We start from the raw sequence: 16103 nt of genomic DNA, 5'->3' as shown, positions 1-16103 counted from the left end.
CGAACGCCGAGCCCGTGGGTACAGCTGTGAAGGGTCAGGAACCGCCGAGGCCGGTGGTGGCGACGGAGTTGACGATGCGGCGCTGGAAGAGGAGGAAGACGACGATCAGCGGCAGCGCGGCCAGCAGGGCGGAGGCCATGGACTGCGCGTACTGGATGCCGTAGGCGTCCTTCACCGTGGCCAGGCCCACCGGGAGGGTCATCAGGTCGGGGTCGTTGGTGACGATGAACGGCCACATGAAGTTGTTCCAGGCGCCGATGAAGACGAAGATCGCCACCGCGGCCACGATCGGCCGCGAGAGCGGCAGCACGATCGACCGGAAGACCCGGAACTCGGAGGCGCCGTCGATGCGGGCCGCCTCCTCCAGCTCCTTGGGGATGCCGTCGAAGAACCGCTTGAGGATGAACACCATCATCGGCGCGACGACCTGCGGCAGGATGACCGCCGCATAGGTGTCGACCAGGTTGAACAGGGTCATCTGGTCGAACAGCGGGACGACGAGCAGCTGCGGCGGGACCATGATGGCGGCGACGGTGACGCCGAGCAGTGCCTTGCGGCCGCGGAAGGTGCCGCGGGAGAAGCCGTACGCGGCGAGGGTGGAGACCGCCACGGTGATCAGCGTGACCAGGGCGGAGATCAGGAAGCTGTTGAAGGCCCAGACGGTGACGTTGCCGCGTTCCAGTATCTGCTGGTAGGCGTCCAGGGTGAAGGCGCCCTTGAACGGGGACAGCCCGGTGGTGTTGATGTCCTCCTCGCTCTGCACCGAGGTGATGACCGCCCAGACGAACGGCAGCAGCCACAGGACGGCGAGGACGACGAGCGCGGTTCCGGCGAGGACGCGGGGCAGCTTTCCGTGGCCGAGGAGCAGGGGCGAGCCGGCCGCTTCGCGGGGTGGACGGCGCCGGGGGCGGAGGGTGGTGGCGGTTGCGGACACGGTCAGTCCTCCCGGCGGAAGAGGCGGAGCTGCACGAGCGAGACGAGGACGATCAGGGCGAAGAAGAGGTACGAGACGGCGGATGCGTAGCCCAGGCGGTAGCCGGTGAAGCCGACGTCGTAGACGTACTCCAGGACCGGCCGGGTGGAGCCGTTGGGCCCGCCCTTGGTGAGGATGTAGATCTGGTCGAACACCTTGAGGGAGGCCAGCACCTGGAGCATGGCCACCAGGCCGGTGGTCCTGCGCAGTTGGGGCAGGGTGATGGACCACAGGCGGCGCCAGGCGCCGGCCCCGTCGAGTGCCGCCGCCTCGTCGAAGGTGGTGGGCAGGGACTGGAGTGCCGCGAGGTAGAGCAGGAAGTTGAAGCCGACCGTCCACCAGACGGTGAGCGCGGCCACCGACCACATCGCGACGGACTCGTCGGACAGCCAGCCGACCGGTTCCATGCCGAGGGTGTCGAGAAGCTGGTTGGCCATGCCCAGTTCGGGCTGGTAGAGCCAGGTCCAGATCATGGTCACGACGGTCACGGGCAGCAGGTAGGGCGCGAAGAACGACAGGCGCCACGCCCACTGCCCGGCGAGTCCGCTGTGCACCAGCAGGGCCATCGCCAGCGCGACCAGTACCAGCGGGACGCTGGAGACGACGGTGAAGAAGACGGTGTTGCCGAGGCTGCTCCACACGTCCGGATCACCGAACGCCTCGGTGTAGTTGTCGAAGCCGACGAAGCTGGTGTCGCGCAGGGCGAGCGAGCTGTCGGTGAAGCTCATCCAGAGCCCCTGCACGATCGGCCAGATCATGAAGAGGCCGAACACGATCAGGAAGGGCAGGACGAACACGAGCCCGTTGCCGGTGCGTACGCGGCCGAGGACGGAGCGGCGGCCGCCCGGGGCAACGGCGGGCGGGGTGGTCCGTTCCTCGGCGCCGAGGGGTGCGGTGGTGGTCACGTCGGTCACTCCTTTCGCTGGTCAGGCCACCGGGTTGGGCTGCCGCAGCAGGGTGTCCGCCTCGCGGACCATCTGCCGCACCGCCTTCTCGGGGGTGGTGTCGCCCAGCAGCGCCGACTGGAGCGGCTGGCACATCCGGTTCTGGAAGTTGGAACCGGCGCCCGCGAACCAGTTGGGCGGGTCGAGCACCGCCACCTCGGCGGCGTCGGCGTAGGAGGACTGGGGGTCGAGTGCCGCGTACTCGGGCTCCGCGAGGACGGGCTGGTAGGCGGGGATGTGTCCGGCGCTCGCCCAGGTGAGGCTCTGCTTGAGTATCTGCGCGACGTACCGGTGGGCCTCGCGGCGCCGGGCCGGGTCGGGGCTGTCCTGGTGCGGAAGGACGAAGCTGTGGCTGTCGGTGTAGACGGCCGGCTTCTCGAAGACCTGCGGGAACGGCGCGGCGCCCAGCTCCATGCCGGACTTCTTCAGCGTCGGCAGCTCCCACTCGCCGAGCATCGCCATGCCGCCGCGTCCGCTGCTGAAGGCGGCCAACGCGCCGTTGTAGTCCAGGTTGTTGGGGTTGGTCTTCCCGTCGAAGAGCCGCGTCATGAGGGTGACGACGCGTACGGCGGCGTCGACGTCGATCTCCGGGGGACCGCCGTCCGGCAGGTCGAAGGCGGCACCGGTCTGCGCGTAGAGCCCGGCGAACAGGCGCCAGTTCTGTGCCGTGTCGGTGACGTGGCCGAACAGGATGCCCGCTTCCCCGGTCGCCTCGGCGAGGGCCTTGCCCGCCTCCAGCAGCGCCTCGGGGGATCCCATGGGGGCCAGTTCGCCGGCGGGGTCCAGGAGTCCGGCCCGCTCCGCGGCCTTCTTGTCGTAGAACACGATGAAGGGGTGGACGTCCAGCGGGATGGCGTAGACGGTCCCCTCGTGCCGGGTGCGCGCCCACACGGCCGGGGTGAAGTCCTTCTCCGTGACGCCGTACTCGGCGAGCAGGTCCAGGTCGAAGGCGTCCACCAGGCCGCCGGGGGCGTATCCCGCCAGCCGGGACAGGTGCATGGCGGCCACGTCGGAGGCCCGGCCGCCGGCCGCGGACATGGCGAGCTTGGTGTAGTACGACGGGCCCCAGTCCAGGATCGTCCGGTCGATCTCGAAGCCCTCGGCTCCCCCGGCGCCCTTGGACACGGCCTCGATCATGTCGTCCATGAGCATGCCGTCACCGCCCTGGAAGAGGTCCCAGACGCTCAGCGCGGACGCTCCGGAGGCCGAGGCCGGTGACGCGCAGCCGGACAGCGGGCCCGCGGCGAGCAGGGCTCCCGCCCCGGCCATGGCGTGACGCAGTATCCGGCGGCGGCTGGGGCGGCGGACCGGGTCGGACACGGCCGGCACCCCCTGGGCAGGCAAACGGGAACTCATCGCGGACCTTTCGACGGCCGGAGCTCATGCGGTGGCTTGTTTTTACATCGATGTACATTGGCTGTAAAGAGCTGAACGGAAGTGGACCTGCGCCGAAGCCCTCCCCGCGCCGGGACATAGACTCGGGCAGCGCGAAAGAGGCAGGGAGGTCTCGGTGGCACGGCCCAGGATCAAGGACGTCGCACGTCATGCGGGCGTTTCGGAGAAGACGGTGTCCAATGTCATCAACGACTACGCCCATGTCTCCGACCGGACCAGGCAGGTGGTGCGCGAGGCCATCGAACACCTCGGCTACCGGGTCAATCTGGCCGGCCGTCACTTGCGCAAGGGCCGAACCGGCATCATCGCGCTCATCGTCCCGGAACTGGACATACCGTACTTCGCGGAGCTGGCCCGGCATGTCGTCCGCGAGGCCGAGGAGCGGTCCCTGACGGTGCTGATCCACCAGTCCGGAGCGGACCGCGACCACGAGCTGGCGGCGCTGGCCGGGTTCGGCTCCACCTTCGTGGACGGGATCATCCTCAGCCCGCTGGCGCTGACCGCCGACGACCTGCGGGACCGTACGGGCTTCCCGCCCACGGTGCTGCTCGGGGAGCTGCTGGAGGAGGGCGCCGACCATGTGGCCATCGACAACGAGCGTGCCGCACGCGAGGCGACCCGCCATCTGATCGGGCTCGGGCGCCGCACGATCCTCGCCGTCGGGGGGCGCGACGACTCCGGTCTGGGGACGGCGGAGGCCCGCACCCGGGGCTACCGTGCCGCCCTGGCGGAGGCGGGCATCGCCTACGATCCGGCCGCCCTGCTGCCCGTCGGCTCCTTCCGGATGCCGGACGGCGCCCGGGCCGTGGCGCGGGCGCTCGCCCAGGGCGCCCGGCCCGACGCGCTGCTCTGCCTCAACGACCAGTTGGCGCTGGGTGCGCTGCGCGCCCTGCACGAGCACGGGGTGTCGGTGCCCGGGGACGTCGCCGTGATCGGCTTCGACGACGTGGAGGGCGGCCGGTTCAGCGTCCCGACGCTGAGCACGGTGGCTCCGGACAAGGCGGCGGTGGCCAAGGTCGCCGTACAGCTGCTCCAGCACCGCATCGAGGAGGCGACGGCGCCGGACGGTGCCGTGGCGGGGGTGCAGGCGCCCCAGGACCGCATCGTGGCCCACCGGCTCGTCCTGAGGGAGAGCACGGAGGGCCACGAGCGGCGCTGACGGTCAGTCCGTGTAGACCTCGGCCCGGTCCACGCTCACGAAGGACGCCCCGGACTGGGAGTTGTGCTCGCCCGTGACCCGGATCCGCAGGGTGTGCCTGCCGTTCGCCAGCCGTGGACTCGTGTACTGCACCGCCTCACCGACGCGGATCGCGCCGTGGAAGTCCACCCGCTGCTCGGGACCGCCGTCGATGCTGACGGCCGCGTAGCCGTTGCCGGTGTCCTTGACGGAGAGCAGGGCGATCCGGGTGCCGGTGAAGGAGAAGGTGGCCGTGGCACCGGCCCGGTCGCTCCAGTGGTCGTCGCTCCAGAAGCACTGCGTGGCGCAGCCGGTGCCGGAGTTCCAGGCGCCGGTGTAGGTGACGCTTCCGGCGCCGCTGGAGCGGCCGTCGTCGTTGATCCAGTAGTTGCCCGAGCCGGGATCGCCGGAGGGCAGGTCCTGGGTGGCGCCCATGGCGAGCGGACGGCCGAAGTCGGGGGTGCCGTCGGCCCGCCAGGTGAACCTCTGCGCCCGCGTGGTGCGGTTGGTGTAGGTGTTCACCGACGTGGTCTTGGCGTGGTAGACGATCCAGTCCTCGGTCCCGTCGGGCGACGTGAAGAAGGCGTGGTGGCCCGGCCCGAAGACGCCCCGGTCGTCGGCCCGGGAGAACACCGCGCCCTGGTGCTGGTGCCAGTTGCCCGGCACCAGCGGGTCGGCGTCCAGCGGCATCGACATCATCCAGACCTGGTAGTCCGGCTTGCCCGTGTCGCAGGTGGAGTACGTCATCCAGACCCGGCCGCCCCGGTAGAGGAACTCGGGCCCCTCCCGCACCTCGGGGCAGCCGCCCGCCGCGTCGATCGCGACCGCGTTCCCGGAGACGGTGTACGGGTTGGCCATCGGGGCGATGTTGATCCCGTTGTGCTGGTACTGGTTGATGCCGCTGTAGGCGAGGTAGAGCCGGCCGCCGAGCTGGAGGACGCCCGCGTCGATGGCGAAGTCGTCCGCGTGGTTGGGCGGCGCGAGCTTGGCCTTGAAGTGGTACGGACCGGCCGGGTCGTCGCGCTCCGACTCCAGGACGTACAGGCGGTGGTGGTCGTCGACGCCGTCGTCGGCCGTGTAGTAGAGGTACCAGCGGTCGCCGAACCGGTAGAACTCCGGGGCCCAGATGTTGCGGTTGCGGGACGGGTCGGTGTCGGTCCACACGGTGACCGGTTCCGCGGTCAGCAGGGTGCCCAGGGACGGGGAGCGCCACATCCTGATGCTGCCGCCCTGGGTGGTGGTGAGGTAGTAGTCGCCCTTCCAGTGCGTCATGAACGGGTCGGGCCCGCTGTTGAGCGGGTTGCGGAAGGCGCCGGACGCCAGGGTGTGGGCGCGGGGTTCGGCTGCCGCCGAAGCCGCGGCGCCGGGTCCGGTGAACCCGGGCAGCAGGCCCACGACCAGCCCGAGAAGGGCGGCGAGGAGCGGGCCGAGGCGGGCGCGGGGACGGTGCGAGGGGCTGGGAAGCACGTGGGGGTCCTCTCCCGAGGCCTTTACATCGATGTAATGACGGGGCGTCAGGGTAGGGACGGCCGACGAGGCTGTCAACGGGACCGTCAACGGGCTGCCAATGGGGCCAAAAATGGTATTCCATTTGCCGCAGACCTCTTGACGGTGCGGTTTGGTGAAAACTACGTTCTGTGCACCGGAAAGACCCTTCCGCTTTGCGGAACCCTCCAACTCCCCGCACCTGATCCCAGGAGTCCCGTATGACTGCCCTGGAAGACCGCCGTCCGCCCGCCCTGACCGACGGCACCGCCACCAGCTCCGGCCTCTACACCTACGACCTGGCCCCGACGAAGCGGGAGGGCCGCCGCTGGGGCGCCTACAACGTCTTCACCCTCTGGGCCAACGACGTGCACAGCCTGGGCAACTACGCCTTCGCCATCGGACTGTTCGCCCTCGGGCTGAACGTGTGGGGCATCCTGGCCGCCTTCGCGCTCGCCTCGGTCCTGCTCTTCCTCCTGCTCACGCTCTCCGGATTCATGGGCCACAAGACGGGCGTCCCGTTCCCCGTCATGAGCCGCATCGCCTTCGGCATCCGGGGAGCGAAGATTCCGGCCGTCGTGCGCGGGGCCGTGGCCATCGCCTGGTTTGGTATCCAGACTTATCTCGCGTCGGCCGTGCTGAGCGCCCTCCTGGTGGCCATGTTCCCCTCCCTGGCCTCCCTGGACACGAACTCCCTGCTCGGCCAGTCGACGCTCGGCTGGATCACCTTCCTCGCGCTGTGGGCCCTCCAGGTGCTCATCGTCAGCTATGGGATGCAGATGATCCGCCGGTACATGGCCTTCGCCGCGCCCACCACCCTGCTGACCATGTGCGCCCTCGCGGTGTGGATGTTCGTCCGGGCCGACGGGTCGGTCTCCGTGTCCGTCGACGCCCCGCTCACCGGCGGCGCGATGTGGCTCCAGGTGCTCCAGGCGGCCGCCCTGTGGGTGGTGATCTACGGGACCTTCGTGCTCAACTTCTGCGACTTCACCCGGTCCGCGCGCAGCCGCGGCGCCATCGTCCGGGGCAACGTGATCGGCATCCCGGTGAACATGCTCTTCTTCGCCGTCATCGTGGCGGTGCTCAGCGGAGCCCAGTTCACCCTGGACGGGCACGTGATCACCAGTCCGACGGACATCGTCAGGACCATCCCCAACATGTTCCTGCTGGCCGTCGCCTCGCTGTGTCTCATCGCCCTCACGGTGGCGGTGAACCTACTGGCCAACTTCGTCGCGCCGATCTACGCCCTGGTCAACCTCTTCCCGCACCGGCTCGACTTCCGCCGCGCGGGTCTGGTGAGCGCGGTCCTCGGCCTGGTGATCACGCCCTGGAACCTCTACAACAGCCCGGTCGTCGTGAACTACTTCCTCGGCGGGCTCGGCGCGCTGCTCGGCCCCCTGTTCGGCGTGATCATGGCGGACTACTGGCTGCTGCGCAGGTCGCGCGTGAACGTGCCGGCCCTCTACACCGAGGACGCGGGCGCCGAGTACCACTACCGGCGCGGCTACAACCCGCGGGCCGTCGCCGCCTTCGTCCCCGCCGCCGCGATCGCCGTCGTCGTCGCGCTCGTCCCCTTCTTCCACGCCGCGGCCGGGTTCTCCTGGTTCGTCGGAGCGGTCGTCGCAGCCGTGCTGTACGCGCTGATCGCGGACCGCGCCTCCGTGTTCCGCGACGTGGACGGCGAGTCCATCGCCGTCGCCGCGGAATAGTCCGGCACCGCCGCACCACCGCCACCGCCACCGCCACCGCCACCGCCACCGCCACCACTACGGTCCCGCCCCGCCCCCCCGTCGCGCAGCACCCCGTCCGAGCAGAAGGACCAGGCCCACCCATGCGCATCCTCGTGGTCAACGTCAACACCACGCAGTCCATCACCGACGCGATCGGCAAGCAGGCGGCCGACGCGGCCTCCCCCGGCACCGAGATCGTGCCGCTGACACCGGCCTTCGGCGCGGAGTCCGTGGAGGGCAACTACGAGAGCTACCTGGCCGCCGTCGCCGTGATGGAGGCGGTGCGCGCCCACCCGGAGCCGTTCGACGCGGTGATCCAGGCCGGTTACGGCGAGCACGGCCGGGAGGGACTCCAGGAGTTGCTCGACGTACCCGTCGTCGACATCACCGAGGCGGCCGCGAGCACCGCGCAGTACCTGGGCCGCCGCTACTCCGTCGTCACCACCCTCGACCGTACGGTCCCCCTGATCGAGGAGCGGCTGGCGGTGGCCGGACTGAGCGCCAGGTGCGCCTCGGTGCGGGCCAGCGGGCTCGCCGTACTGGAGCTGGAGCGGGACGAGCAGGCCGCCGTGGACGCCATCACCGAGCAGGCCGCCCGCGCCGTCGAGGACGACCGGGCCGAGGTGATCTGCCTGGGCTGCGGAGGCATGGCGGGCCTCGCCGAACGGGTGGTGGAGCGTACCGGTGTCCCCGTGGTGGACGGGGTCGCCGCCGCCGTGACGGTCGCCGAGTCGCTGGTCCGGCTCGGTCTGTCCACGTCCAAGGTGCGCACCTACGCCCGCCCGCGCCCCAAGCGGATCGTCAACTGGCCCCCGAGGGTGGGCTGACCGCTCCTGGCTCCGTCCCGCCCGGGCCGTCCGCGCGCCCCGGGGTATTCTGACGGGCCGCCCGGCCGCCGCTCCGCACGGCGCGGTCGGCGGGCCGGGAACGGGATGACAGACGAAGGACGGCGATGGCTGCGTCAGGGGGCTTCACGCCCGAGTCCGAGCGGGTCACGCGGCGGTTGCGCGACGAGATCATCGACGGTGTGCGGGCCCCCGGCAGCCGCCTGGTCGAGCGGGAGCTGGCCGAGTCCCTCGGTGTCAGCCGGCTCCCGGTCCGCGAGGCGCTCAAGACCCTGGTGGCGGAGGGACTGGTCACTCCGCGGCCACGGAGCTGGGCGGTGGTGCGGGAGTTCACCACGAGCGACATCGCCGACCTGGACGAGGTCCGCTCGGGCCTGGAGACCCTGGGCTTCCGGCTCGCCGCCCAGCGGCACACCCGCGAGGGGCTGGAGCGGCTGCGCGCGACGGTGGACGCCGAACTCGACGCGGCCCGCGCGGACGACGCGGTGCGGGCCCGCCGGGCGGCCGCCGACTTCCACGAGACCGTCGTCTCCCTGGCCGCCAACGAACTGCTCAACGAGCTGGAGCGCGTCCTGCGCAGCCGGCTGCGCTGGCTCCTGGGCCAGCACGACGACCTGCTGGCCGTCGCCCTCGAACACGACGCCCTCTACCGGGCCATCGCGGCCCGCGACGTGGACCGGGTCCAGGAACTGGTCCTGCACCATCTGTCGACGAGCCGCAGCGCGGCACTGGGCCACCTGGCGCAGGAGCGCTCCTAGATCCCTCAGCCGGACCGTCCCCGCTGGCCCTGGGTGAACCGGGACGGCGGGATGCCGAAGGTGCGGGTGAAGGCGGCGGTGAACGCGGCGGGAGAGGCGTAGCCGAGCCGGCCGCCGACCTCGCTGACCGAACCGGACCGCAGCAGCGGCACCGCCGCCAGCAGCCGGGCACGGCCCCGCCAGACGGCGGGACTGTCGCCCGTCTCGGCACGGAAGCGCCGGGTGAAGGCGCGCTCGCTCATGTTCGTCCGCGCCGACCACACCGCGTTGGTGACCCCGGTGTCCGGCGCGGCCAGATACTCCCGGCACAGCGCCGCCAGGTCGGCACCGGCGGGGATACGGACGTGGAACGGGAGCGGGGCGCCCGCCGCGATCTCGTGCAGGAGCAGGTCGGCGACGCTGCCGGCGCGGCCGGACAGGCTGTAGTCGACCTCGAACTCGACGGCCGTCAGGAGCAGTTCGCGCAGCAGCGGCGGCACGTCCACGACCGTGCAGGTGCCCGGCCACCACGGGACGGCGTCCGGCTCGATGTACAGGCTGCGGGTGCTCACCCCCAGCATCCGCACCCGGTGCCGGGTGGCGGCCGGGATCAGCACGGCGCGCTCGGGCGGCACGGTCCAGGTGCCGTCGCCGGTGTCGACCACCATGACTCCGGTCGCGCCGTACAGGAACTGCGCGCGCCGGTGCTCGTGCCAGTCCAGGACGTGTCCGGGCGGGTAGTCGGTGCCGATCGGCAGCACGGCCCGGTCCACGTGGTCGACGTCGGCCAGGGGGACGTTCTTCACCCGGTCACCTTACGGCGCCTTCCTGGCCGAGTCGCGAAGGAATGGTGCCGGGCGTCGAATGCGGGCCGCCCCGCCCGGCTGGTGGAGTGACCTGCGTGGATGTTGTGGCTCTGCTCGGAATCGGGCTCCTGACCGGTGTGACCACCGTGCTGTTCGGCTTCGGCGGCGGTTTCGTCGCCGTCCCGGTCGTGGTGTGGGCGGACTCCGCCCTCGGCGCGGACGCGATACGGGTGGCGACGGCCACCTCGGCCGTGGTGATGGTGGTGAACGCGGCCTTCGCCACCGCGGTCACGCCCCGCCGGGTGCTGGCCGCCCTCCGTGGCGCCGGCCCGCTGCTCCTCCTGCTGGGCGTCGGCGCCGCGGCCGGCGCGCTCGCCGCGCGCCACGCCCCGGCCGGGCTGATCCGCTGGGCGTTCGTCGCGTACGTCGCCCTCACCGTCGTGGACCTGCTGCTGCGCCCCGGCTTCCTGCGCCCGCGTGCCCCAGCCCAGGTGGCCGCCGGCACGCCGCGGCCGCTGCCGGCCGCGGTCGGCGCACCGGTGGGTGCGGTGGCCGCCTTCCTCGGGGTGGGCGGCAGCGTCATGACCGTCCCCGCGATGCGGCGGGCCGGGCACACGATGCAGGTGGCGACCGCGCTGGCCAACCCGCTGACCCTGGCGATCGCGCTCCCGGCCGCCGCCGTCTTCCTGGGCGGCTCCGAGGACCCCGCCGGTGCCGGGGCGCACCTCGCTCTGGTGGGTCTCGTCGACCTCCGCGCCGCCGGGGCGCTGCTCCTGGGCGCCCTGCCGGTGATCGCGGTGCTGCGCCGGCGCCCGCCGCACATCCCGGACCGCCTCTACGCCTGGACGTACGTCGGGCTGCTCGGCGCGGTGGCGGTCGCGATGGTGCTGTGACACGCCGTGAGCCGTAGGCCGTCAGGCGAGCACGGCCTCCCAGGTGTCGACCGCGAAGTGGACGGTCATCCCGTTGCGGCCGTACAGCCGCGGGGCGCCCGTCGCGTTCGCGGTGTCGACACCGAGGCCCACCGTGTCCCGGCCCCGCGCGGCGAAGTGCGCGAAGGCGTGGCGCAGGAGGAATCCGCCCAGACCGCGGCCGCGGGCCTCGCGCAGCACGCCGATGCCGCGGATCCAGCCCATGGCCTCGCGGTCGTCCCGGGCGAGCAGGAACCCGGCGTCCCCCAGGTCGTCGGTCTCGGCGATCCACACAAGGGACCAGTCGAGGCCCGCGGCGTCGATGTCGTCCAGCCACAGCCGGTACGGGCGCGGCTGGAAGTCGAAGTGCTGGGCGAACGTCCGCTGGTACAGCTCGTGCACCCGGACGCGGTCTGCCTCCGTGGCACAGGCCCGCACCCGTACGCCCGCCGGGGCCTGGGGCGGAACGTCGGCCGCCGGGTCCAGCGCGCGGCGCAGTACGTGGTGGGTGCGCACCACGCTCCAGCCGCGCTCGGCGAGGAGCGCGGTGTCGGTCGTGGGCCGGGTGTTGAGGTGCAGGTGCACCACTGCGCGCTCCGCGCCGTTGGCCCGTGCCTTGGCCAGGGCGCGGGCCTCCATGGCCACCAGCATGCGCAGCCCGGTCCGCTGGTGGTCGGGCAGCACATAGTGGTCCATGTCGACGCGCTCCCCGCCGGACTCGTCCCACAGCAGCCCGTACGCGACCGGCCGGCCGTCGTCGAGAGCGAGCCACGAGTCCTGGGTCAGATCCGTCTGCGGGTGCTTCAGGTCGGCTTCGACGGTGTGCTGGTCGGTCTCGGGGCGGCCGATCTCGATCCGGTCTATCTCGTTGAGGAGTGCGGTGATGGCGGGTGCGTCGGCGAGGGTGGCCGGTCGCAGGTCGGCGGTGGACATGGGGAGCAGAGTCGGGCACGGCGGCGGGTGACCGCAATGGATTATCCGCCGGAGGCGACGGAGTGACGTACGACGGCGAACCGGGGGCATACGGATGACCGAGGCCCTCTCCCCCGCCGACCCACGGGAGTCCCCTGTGACGCCGAGCCTGCGCACCGCCCGCGCCTGCCGTGCCGCCGCCGCGCTCCTTGTCGCCGCCGCGGTGTACGCGGCCACCCGCCACTCCTGGCTGGCCCTGCCGGGCCTGTACGTCGCCGCGGTGTTCGCCTGGTGCGCCGCCCGGGAGGGCGCGGAGCACCGGCGCCGGGTCACCCTGGCCCGGCGGTCCGAGCTGCTGGCCCGGCCCCGGCTGCGGGATCCGTTCGCGCACGGTCTCGAACCGTGCTGCGCGTTCTGGCGGCACTCCGACGGCGTCGTGCACGGCCCCGAGTGCGCCCGCCCCGGCGCCGCCCACGTCCGGCTGCCCGAGGACTGCTGCGAACGGTGGTGGACCTCGCTCGGCGAGCGGCACGACGCGGGCTGCCGCCGTCACACCGGTGCCCCGGGCGAGGACCGCGCCCGCCCCACCCCGCAGTAGGGCCTCCTTCGCGGCCCGCGAACCCGGCCGTTCAGCCGACGACCGCGGTGGCCTCCACCTCGACCAGGTGCTCGGGCACGTCCAGTGCCGCGACGCCCAGCAGGGTGGCCGGGGCGAGGGGCGTCACGCCCAGCCCGGCGGCGGCGCGGTCGATGCCTTCCAGCAGGAGGGGCATCTTGTCGGGCGTCCAGTCGACGACGTGGACGTTCAGCTTGGCGACGTCCGTGAAGGAGGCACCGGCCGCCGCCAGGGCCGTGGCGACGTTGCGGTAGCACTGCTCGGTCTGCGCGGCCAGGTCTCCCTCGCCCACCGTGACGCCGTCGGCGTCCCATGCGACCTGCCCGGCGACGAAGACGAGTCGGGTGCCGGACGCGATCGACACCTGCCGGTAGACGTCGACCTCGGGCAGCCCGCCGGGGTTCACCAGGGTGATGGCCATGACTTCTGTCTCCTTGCCCATGTGCTCTCTTCTGGTTACTCGGAAACCGTAGGAGAGTGGCCGCTGACATGGAAGAACGCACTTTTCGGTGACTGGGGAACCCGGTGGTGACCTAGCAGTTCAGCGGCTCGCCGGGCCCGCTTCGGCGGCTAACGCGCGGGGCGGAAGACGGCCAGGCGCAGGACCACGAAGCGGACGACGGTGACGGCGACGGACGTGGCGGCGAGGACCGCGCTCTCGGCGGCGGGCGAGGCGTCGGGCCGCCGGTGCGTGAACCACAGCACGGCACCGGAGGTGACCAGGTAGCCGAGCAGGAAGAGGCCGCCCGCGCCGAGGTGTGCGCGGGCCGGTTTCGTGGCGGCGTGACGGAACGTCAGCCGCCGGTTGGCCTCGGTGTTCAGCACCGTCAGGACGAGGAGCGAGACCAGGTTGGCGACCGCCGGGGGCGACCACGGGCGCAGCCCCCAGTAGAGCAGCGCCTGGCCCGCGGTCGACGCGACGCCGATCGCGACGAACCAGCCGACCTCCCGCGACCACACCGTGCGCCCCCGACCCCGTCGACCGACCGACAACTCCCTGATGGCGCAGCGTACTACGACACCACCAGGCGCTTTGCCTTTTCTTTGCCCATCGGGAACCCTGTGGTTCCCGGCCGCGTTCATCGTGGTGACCGCGGGAAATCGCGGCCGAGGACAGACCGATACACAGCGACAGAAGCCGAGGTGGCACGAGTGGCGATGTGGGACAAGATCAAGGACCAGGCCAAGACCTTCCAGCAGTCCCAGGGCACTCGGGGAGCGAGCGGATCCGGCCAGGGATCGCACGGTCCCTCGACGGGCGGCAGGTCGGGCTCGTCCTCCGGCGGTTCCAAGGCCCAGCTGATCGGGATGTTCAAGTCCCAGCTCGCCTCGGCCAAGAACGAGCTGAAGAGCGGCGCCTACCGGGATGCCAGCATGGCCATGTGCGCGCTGGTCGCCGCCGCTGACGGCCAGGTCGAGCCGGCGGAGCGGCAGCGCGTGGAGGAGCTGATCGTCTCCAACGAGGTGCTGCAGAACTTCCCCGCGGACCAGCTCCGCCAGCGGTTCAACCAGCACGTGGACCGGCTCCTCGCCAACTTCGAGCAGGGGAAGGCCGAGGCTCTCCAGGTGATCGCCAAGGCCGCGAAGAAGCCTGCCGAGGCCCGTGCGGTCGTGCAGACCGGCATGGTGGTGGCCGGGGCCGACGGGTCCTTCGAGCCGTCCGAGCAGTACGCGATCCGCGAGGCGTGCACCGCGCTGAACATCCCGCCCTCGGAGTTCGGCGTCTGATCACCCGTCGGCCCGGCGCCGGTGCGCCGCGACCCGCTCCCGGGTAGCGCAGCGGCGTGAGCAGTAGCGGCGCTCGGGACCGCTGCCCCGGGCGATGAAGACGTTCCGGCAGCTGACGGAGGCGCAGGTCCTGCCGGGTGGGCGTTGACGGTCCCAGACCAGGACCGTCAACGCCAGGCAGGACGAGGCCAGGAACCATTCGGGCCACGGCGCGTCGTCGGCGTGGTCGACGTGCGGGTGCCAGGGAGAGCCACCCTGGTGGGACGAGAGGCGCAGGCGTCCCGTGTGTGCGCCGAGGAGGCGGTTGAGGACCTGCGCGGCGGCGTCGGCGGACTCCGCCGCGAAGACGTCCCGCAGCAGGGTGGCGGCCCCGCGCATCCCCTCCACGTCACGGGCGGTGAGGTCGACGGGCTCCTTCTCGCCGTAGGCGCGCAGCACCTCGGCGACCGCGTCGACGGCGGGTCCTCCGCCGGCGTCGGAAGGGTCCGCGGCGAGCACGTTGACCAGAGCGGCGGTGCGCAGCGCCGTGGACAGCACGGAGTGCCTCGTGGACCAGTCGTCGTCGGGAGCGTGGGCGTCGCGAGGAGTGGACACGGGCCGAATGTAACGCATATTGCGGAGTTTTCAGTTACCTCCGTAACGTCTCCCCGGTGCCAAAGGGTTACTCGCTACGCCTCTACCTGACCGCGGCGACGGCGGCGCGCGCCGGGGACGAGATGTCCGGACCGGCGCTGCTGCTGGCGGGCCTCGCCGTCACCGGTTCGACGACCGACGCGTCGACACTGCTCGCGGGCATCACGGTCTCCGCCGCGGTCGGCGGACCACTGCTCGGGGCGCTCCTGGACCGGGCGGGGCGACCGGGCCGCCTGCTGGCGGGCGCGCTCGCGCTGTACGCGACGGGGCTGATGGTGATCCTCGCCGGGCTCGGCCGGCTCCCCATGGCCTGCACCCTCCCGCTCGCGGTGCTCACGGGGCTGCTGGGCCCGGCGCTGTCGGGCGGCTGGACCGCCCAACTCCCCCGCGTGGCGGCGGACGCGCGGCTGCCCCGGGCCAACGCGCTGGACGCGATGACCTTCGGCGCGGCGAGCCTGGCGGGTCCGGCCCTGGCCGGGGCCGCGGCCGAGCTGCTGGGAGCCTCCACGGCGCTCGCACTGGCCGCGGCACTGATCACGGCGGCCGTGCCCGCCGCGTGGCGGCTGCCCGCGCGCACCGTCCCCGACCGGGGCGCCCGGCCGGGCCCGGTGACGGGCGCCCTCGCCGCCGGGTTCCGGGTCGTCCTGCGGCGTCCGCTCCTGGCCCGGGCGACCTTCACCTCGGTCACCTCCTGCGCCGCCCAGGGCATGCTGGCGGCCTGCGTTCCGCTCCTCGGCGCACAGTGGCTCGGCGCGGCCGGGCGCGGCGTCCTGCTGTTCTCCGGCGCGGCGGTGTCCGCCCTGGCGGCCAACGCCGTCCTCGCACGGCGCCCGCTCTCCGTCGCCCCCGACACGGTCGTCCGGGCGGGCGCCCTGGTCCAGGCGGTCGCGCTGACGCTGGCGGCGACGGGCCGGCCGGTGACGCTGGTGGCCGCCGTGCTCGTCCTCGGCATCGGCGAGGGCCCCCAGCTCACCGCGCTCTTCGCGGTACGCCACCGGGAGGCCCCGGAGCACCTGCGGGGCCAGGTCTTCACCACCGGGGCGAGCCTCAAGATCACCGCGTTCGCCCTGGGCGTGGCCGTCGCCGGCCCCCTCGCCGCGTGGTCCCTGCCGGGCACGCTGACGCTGGCGGCGGGGACGGCGGCGGGCGGGGCACTGGCCCTGGCCGGGAAAGCGTTTGACGGCAGTCCGCGTCGAAGGGTCGGATGAGGG

The 16103-nt window shown here is 72.3% G+C and carries 17 protein-coding genes; 8 read left to right on the top strand and 9 right to left on the bottom strand.

Features of this window, described 5'->3' with window-relative positions; all coding sequences use genetic code 11:
• Positions 1-34: 34 nt before the first annotated feature.
• The 3 genes from ACH4D3_RS11695 to ACH4D3_RS11685 are packed head-to-tail and all read right to left on the bottom strand — an operon-like array spanning position 35 to position 3273.
• Positions 35-934: a carbohydrate ABC transporter permease gene (locus ACH4D3_RS11695; protein ID WP_398319849.1), complete on the bottom strand. Its 900-nt coding sequence runs from the start codon at positions 932-934 to the stop codon at positions 35-37.
• A 2-nt stretch (positions 935-936) separates the two neighbouring features.
• Positions 937-1878 (bottom strand): carbohydrate ABC transporter permease, encoded by a 942-nt coding sequence (locus ACH4D3_RS11690; protein ID WP_398319846.1) that lies wholly within the window; start codon positions 1876-1878, stop codon positions 937-939.
• 21 nt (positions 1879-1899) lie between these two features.
• Positions 1900-3273: an extracellular solute-binding protein gene (locus ACH4D3_RS11685; RefSeq protein WP_398319843.1), complete on the bottom strand. Its 1374-nt coding sequence runs from the start codon at positions 3271-3273 to the stop codon at positions 1900-1902.
• A gap of 154 nt (positions 3274-3427) precedes the next feature.
• On the opposite strand from ACH4D3_RS11685, the gene ACH4D3_RS11680 reads away from it, so the two are divergent.
• Positions 3428-4471, top strand: coding sequence for a LacI family DNA-binding transcriptional regulator (locus ACH4D3_RS11680; protein WP_398319840.1), 1044 nt, complete (start codon positions 3428-3430; stop codon positions 4469-4471).
• A gap of 3 nt (positions 4472-4474) precedes the next feature.
• Here ACH4D3_RS11680 and ACH4D3_RS11675 read toward each other — a convergent pair whose 3' ends face one another.
• Positions 4475-5956 carry a family 43 glycosylhydrolase gene (locus tag ACH4D3_RS11675; RefSeq protein WP_398319837.1) on the bottom strand — a complete coding sequence of 494 codons (1482 nt, stop codon included), beginning with the start codon at positions 5954-5956 and terminating at the stop codon, positions 4475-4477.
• A 239-nt stretch (positions 5957-6195) separates the two neighbouring features.
• Here ACH4D3_RS11675 and ACH4D3_RS11670 point away from each other — a divergent pair, with 239 nt between their 5' ends.
• The 3 genes from ACH4D3_RS11670 (at position 6196) to ACH4D3_RS11660 (ending at position 9307) form a co-directional block, all read left to right on the top strand.
• Entirely contained in the window at positions 6196-7683 is a 1488-nt protein-coding gene (locus tag ACH4D3_RS11670; protein WP_398319834.1) for an NCS1 family nucleobase:cation symporter-1, read from the top strand.
• A gap of 122 nt (positions 7684-7805) precedes the next feature.
• On the top strand, positions 7806-8531 hold the full coding sequence (locus ACH4D3_RS11665; RefSeq protein ID WP_398319831.1) for an aspartate/glutamate racemase family protein: 726 nt from the start codon (positions 7806-7808) through the stop codon (positions 8529-8531).
• Positions 8532-8656: 125 nt separating this feature from the next.
• On the top strand, positions 8657-9307 hold the full coding sequence (locus ACH4D3_RS11660; protein WP_398319828.1) for a GntR family transcriptional regulator: 651 nt from the start codon (positions 8657-8659) through the stop codon (positions 9305-9307).
• Positions 9308-9312: 5 nt separating this feature from the next.
• Here the strand turns inward: ACH4D3_RS11660 and ACH4D3_RS11655 are convergent, their stop codons facing one another.
• Complete coding sequence (locus ACH4D3_RS11655; RefSeq protein ID WP_398319825.1) at positions 9313-10092, bottom strand: AraC family transcriptional regulator; 780 nt, start codon at positions 10090-10092, stop codon at positions 9313-9315.
• A gap of 95 nt (positions 10093-10187) precedes the next feature.
• On the opposite strand from ACH4D3_RS11655, the gene ACH4D3_RS11650 reads away from it, so the two are divergent.
• Positions 10188-10985 (top strand): sulfite exporter TauE/SafE family protein, encoded by a 798-nt coding sequence (locus tag ACH4D3_RS11650; RefSeq protein ID WP_398319823.1) that lies wholly within the window; start codon positions 10188-10190, stop codon positions 10983-10985.
• Positions 10986-11006: 21 nt separating this feature from the next.
• Here the strand turns inward: ACH4D3_RS11650 and ACH4D3_RS11645 are convergent, their stop codons facing one another.
• On the bottom strand, positions 11007-11936 hold the full coding sequence (locus ACH4D3_RS11645; protein ID WP_398319820.1) for a GNAT family N-acetyltransferase: 930 nt from the start codon (positions 11934-11936) through the stop codon (positions 11007-11009).
• A gap of 94 nt (positions 11937-12030) precedes the next feature.
• On the opposite strand from ACH4D3_RS11645, the gene ACH4D3_RS11640 reads away from it, so the two are divergent.
• Positions 12031-12513, top strand: coding sequence for a hypothetical protein (locus tag ACH4D3_RS11640; RefSeq protein WP_398319817.1), 483 nt, complete (start codon positions 12031-12033; stop codon positions 12511-12513).
• Between the two features lie 31 nt (positions 12514-12544).
• On the opposite strand, the gene ACH4D3_RS11635 is transcribed toward ACH4D3_RS11640, so the two are convergent.
• The gene (locus ACH4D3_RS11635) at positions 12545-12952 is read right to left on the bottom strand and encodes a RidA family protein (RefSeq protein ID WP_398319814.1); all 408 of its coding nucleotides are present in this window, start codon (positions 12950-12952) and stop codon (positions 12545-12547) included.
• 149 nt (positions 12953-13101) lie between these two features.
• The gene (locus ACH4D3_RS11630; protein ID WP_398319811.1) at positions 13102-13491 is read right to left on the bottom strand and encodes a GtrA family protein; all 390 of its coding nucleotides are present in this window, start codon (positions 13489-13491) and stop codon (positions 13102-13104) included.
• A gap of 192 nt (positions 13492-13683) precedes the next feature.
• On the opposite strand from ACH4D3_RS11630, the gene ACH4D3_RS11625 reads away from it, so the two are divergent.
• Complete coding sequence (locus ACH4D3_RS11625; RefSeq protein ID WP_398321082.1) at positions 13684-14259, top strand: tellurite resistance TerB family protein; 576 nt, start codon at positions 13684-13686, stop codon at positions 14257-14259.
• Here ACH4D3_RS11625 and ACH4D3_RS11620 read toward each other — a convergent pair whose 3' ends face one another.
• Complete coding sequence (locus tag ACH4D3_RS11620) at positions 14260-14871, bottom strand: CGNR zinc finger domain-containing protein (protein ID WP_398319808.1); 612 nt, start codon at positions 14869-14871, stop codon at positions 14260-14262.
• A 38-nt stretch (positions 14872-14909) separates the two neighbouring features.
• Here ACH4D3_RS11620 and ACH4D3_RS11615 point away from each other — a divergent pair, with 38 nt between their 5' ends.
• Positions 14910-16100 (top strand): MFS transporter, encoded by a 1191-nt coding sequence (locus tag ACH4D3_RS11615; protein ID WP_398319805.1) that lies wholly within the window; start codon positions 14910-14912, stop codon positions 16098-16100.
• Positions 16101-16103 lie beyond the last annotated feature (3 nt).

The sequence above is a fragment of the Streptomyces sp. NPDC018026 genome (genome assembly GCF_044327745.1).
GTDB lineage: Bacteria > Actinomycetota > Actinomycetes > Streptomycetales > Streptomycetaceae > Streptomyces > Streptomyces rubrogriseus.
This window is presented reverse-complemented; position numbering and strand designations above follow the sequence as displayed.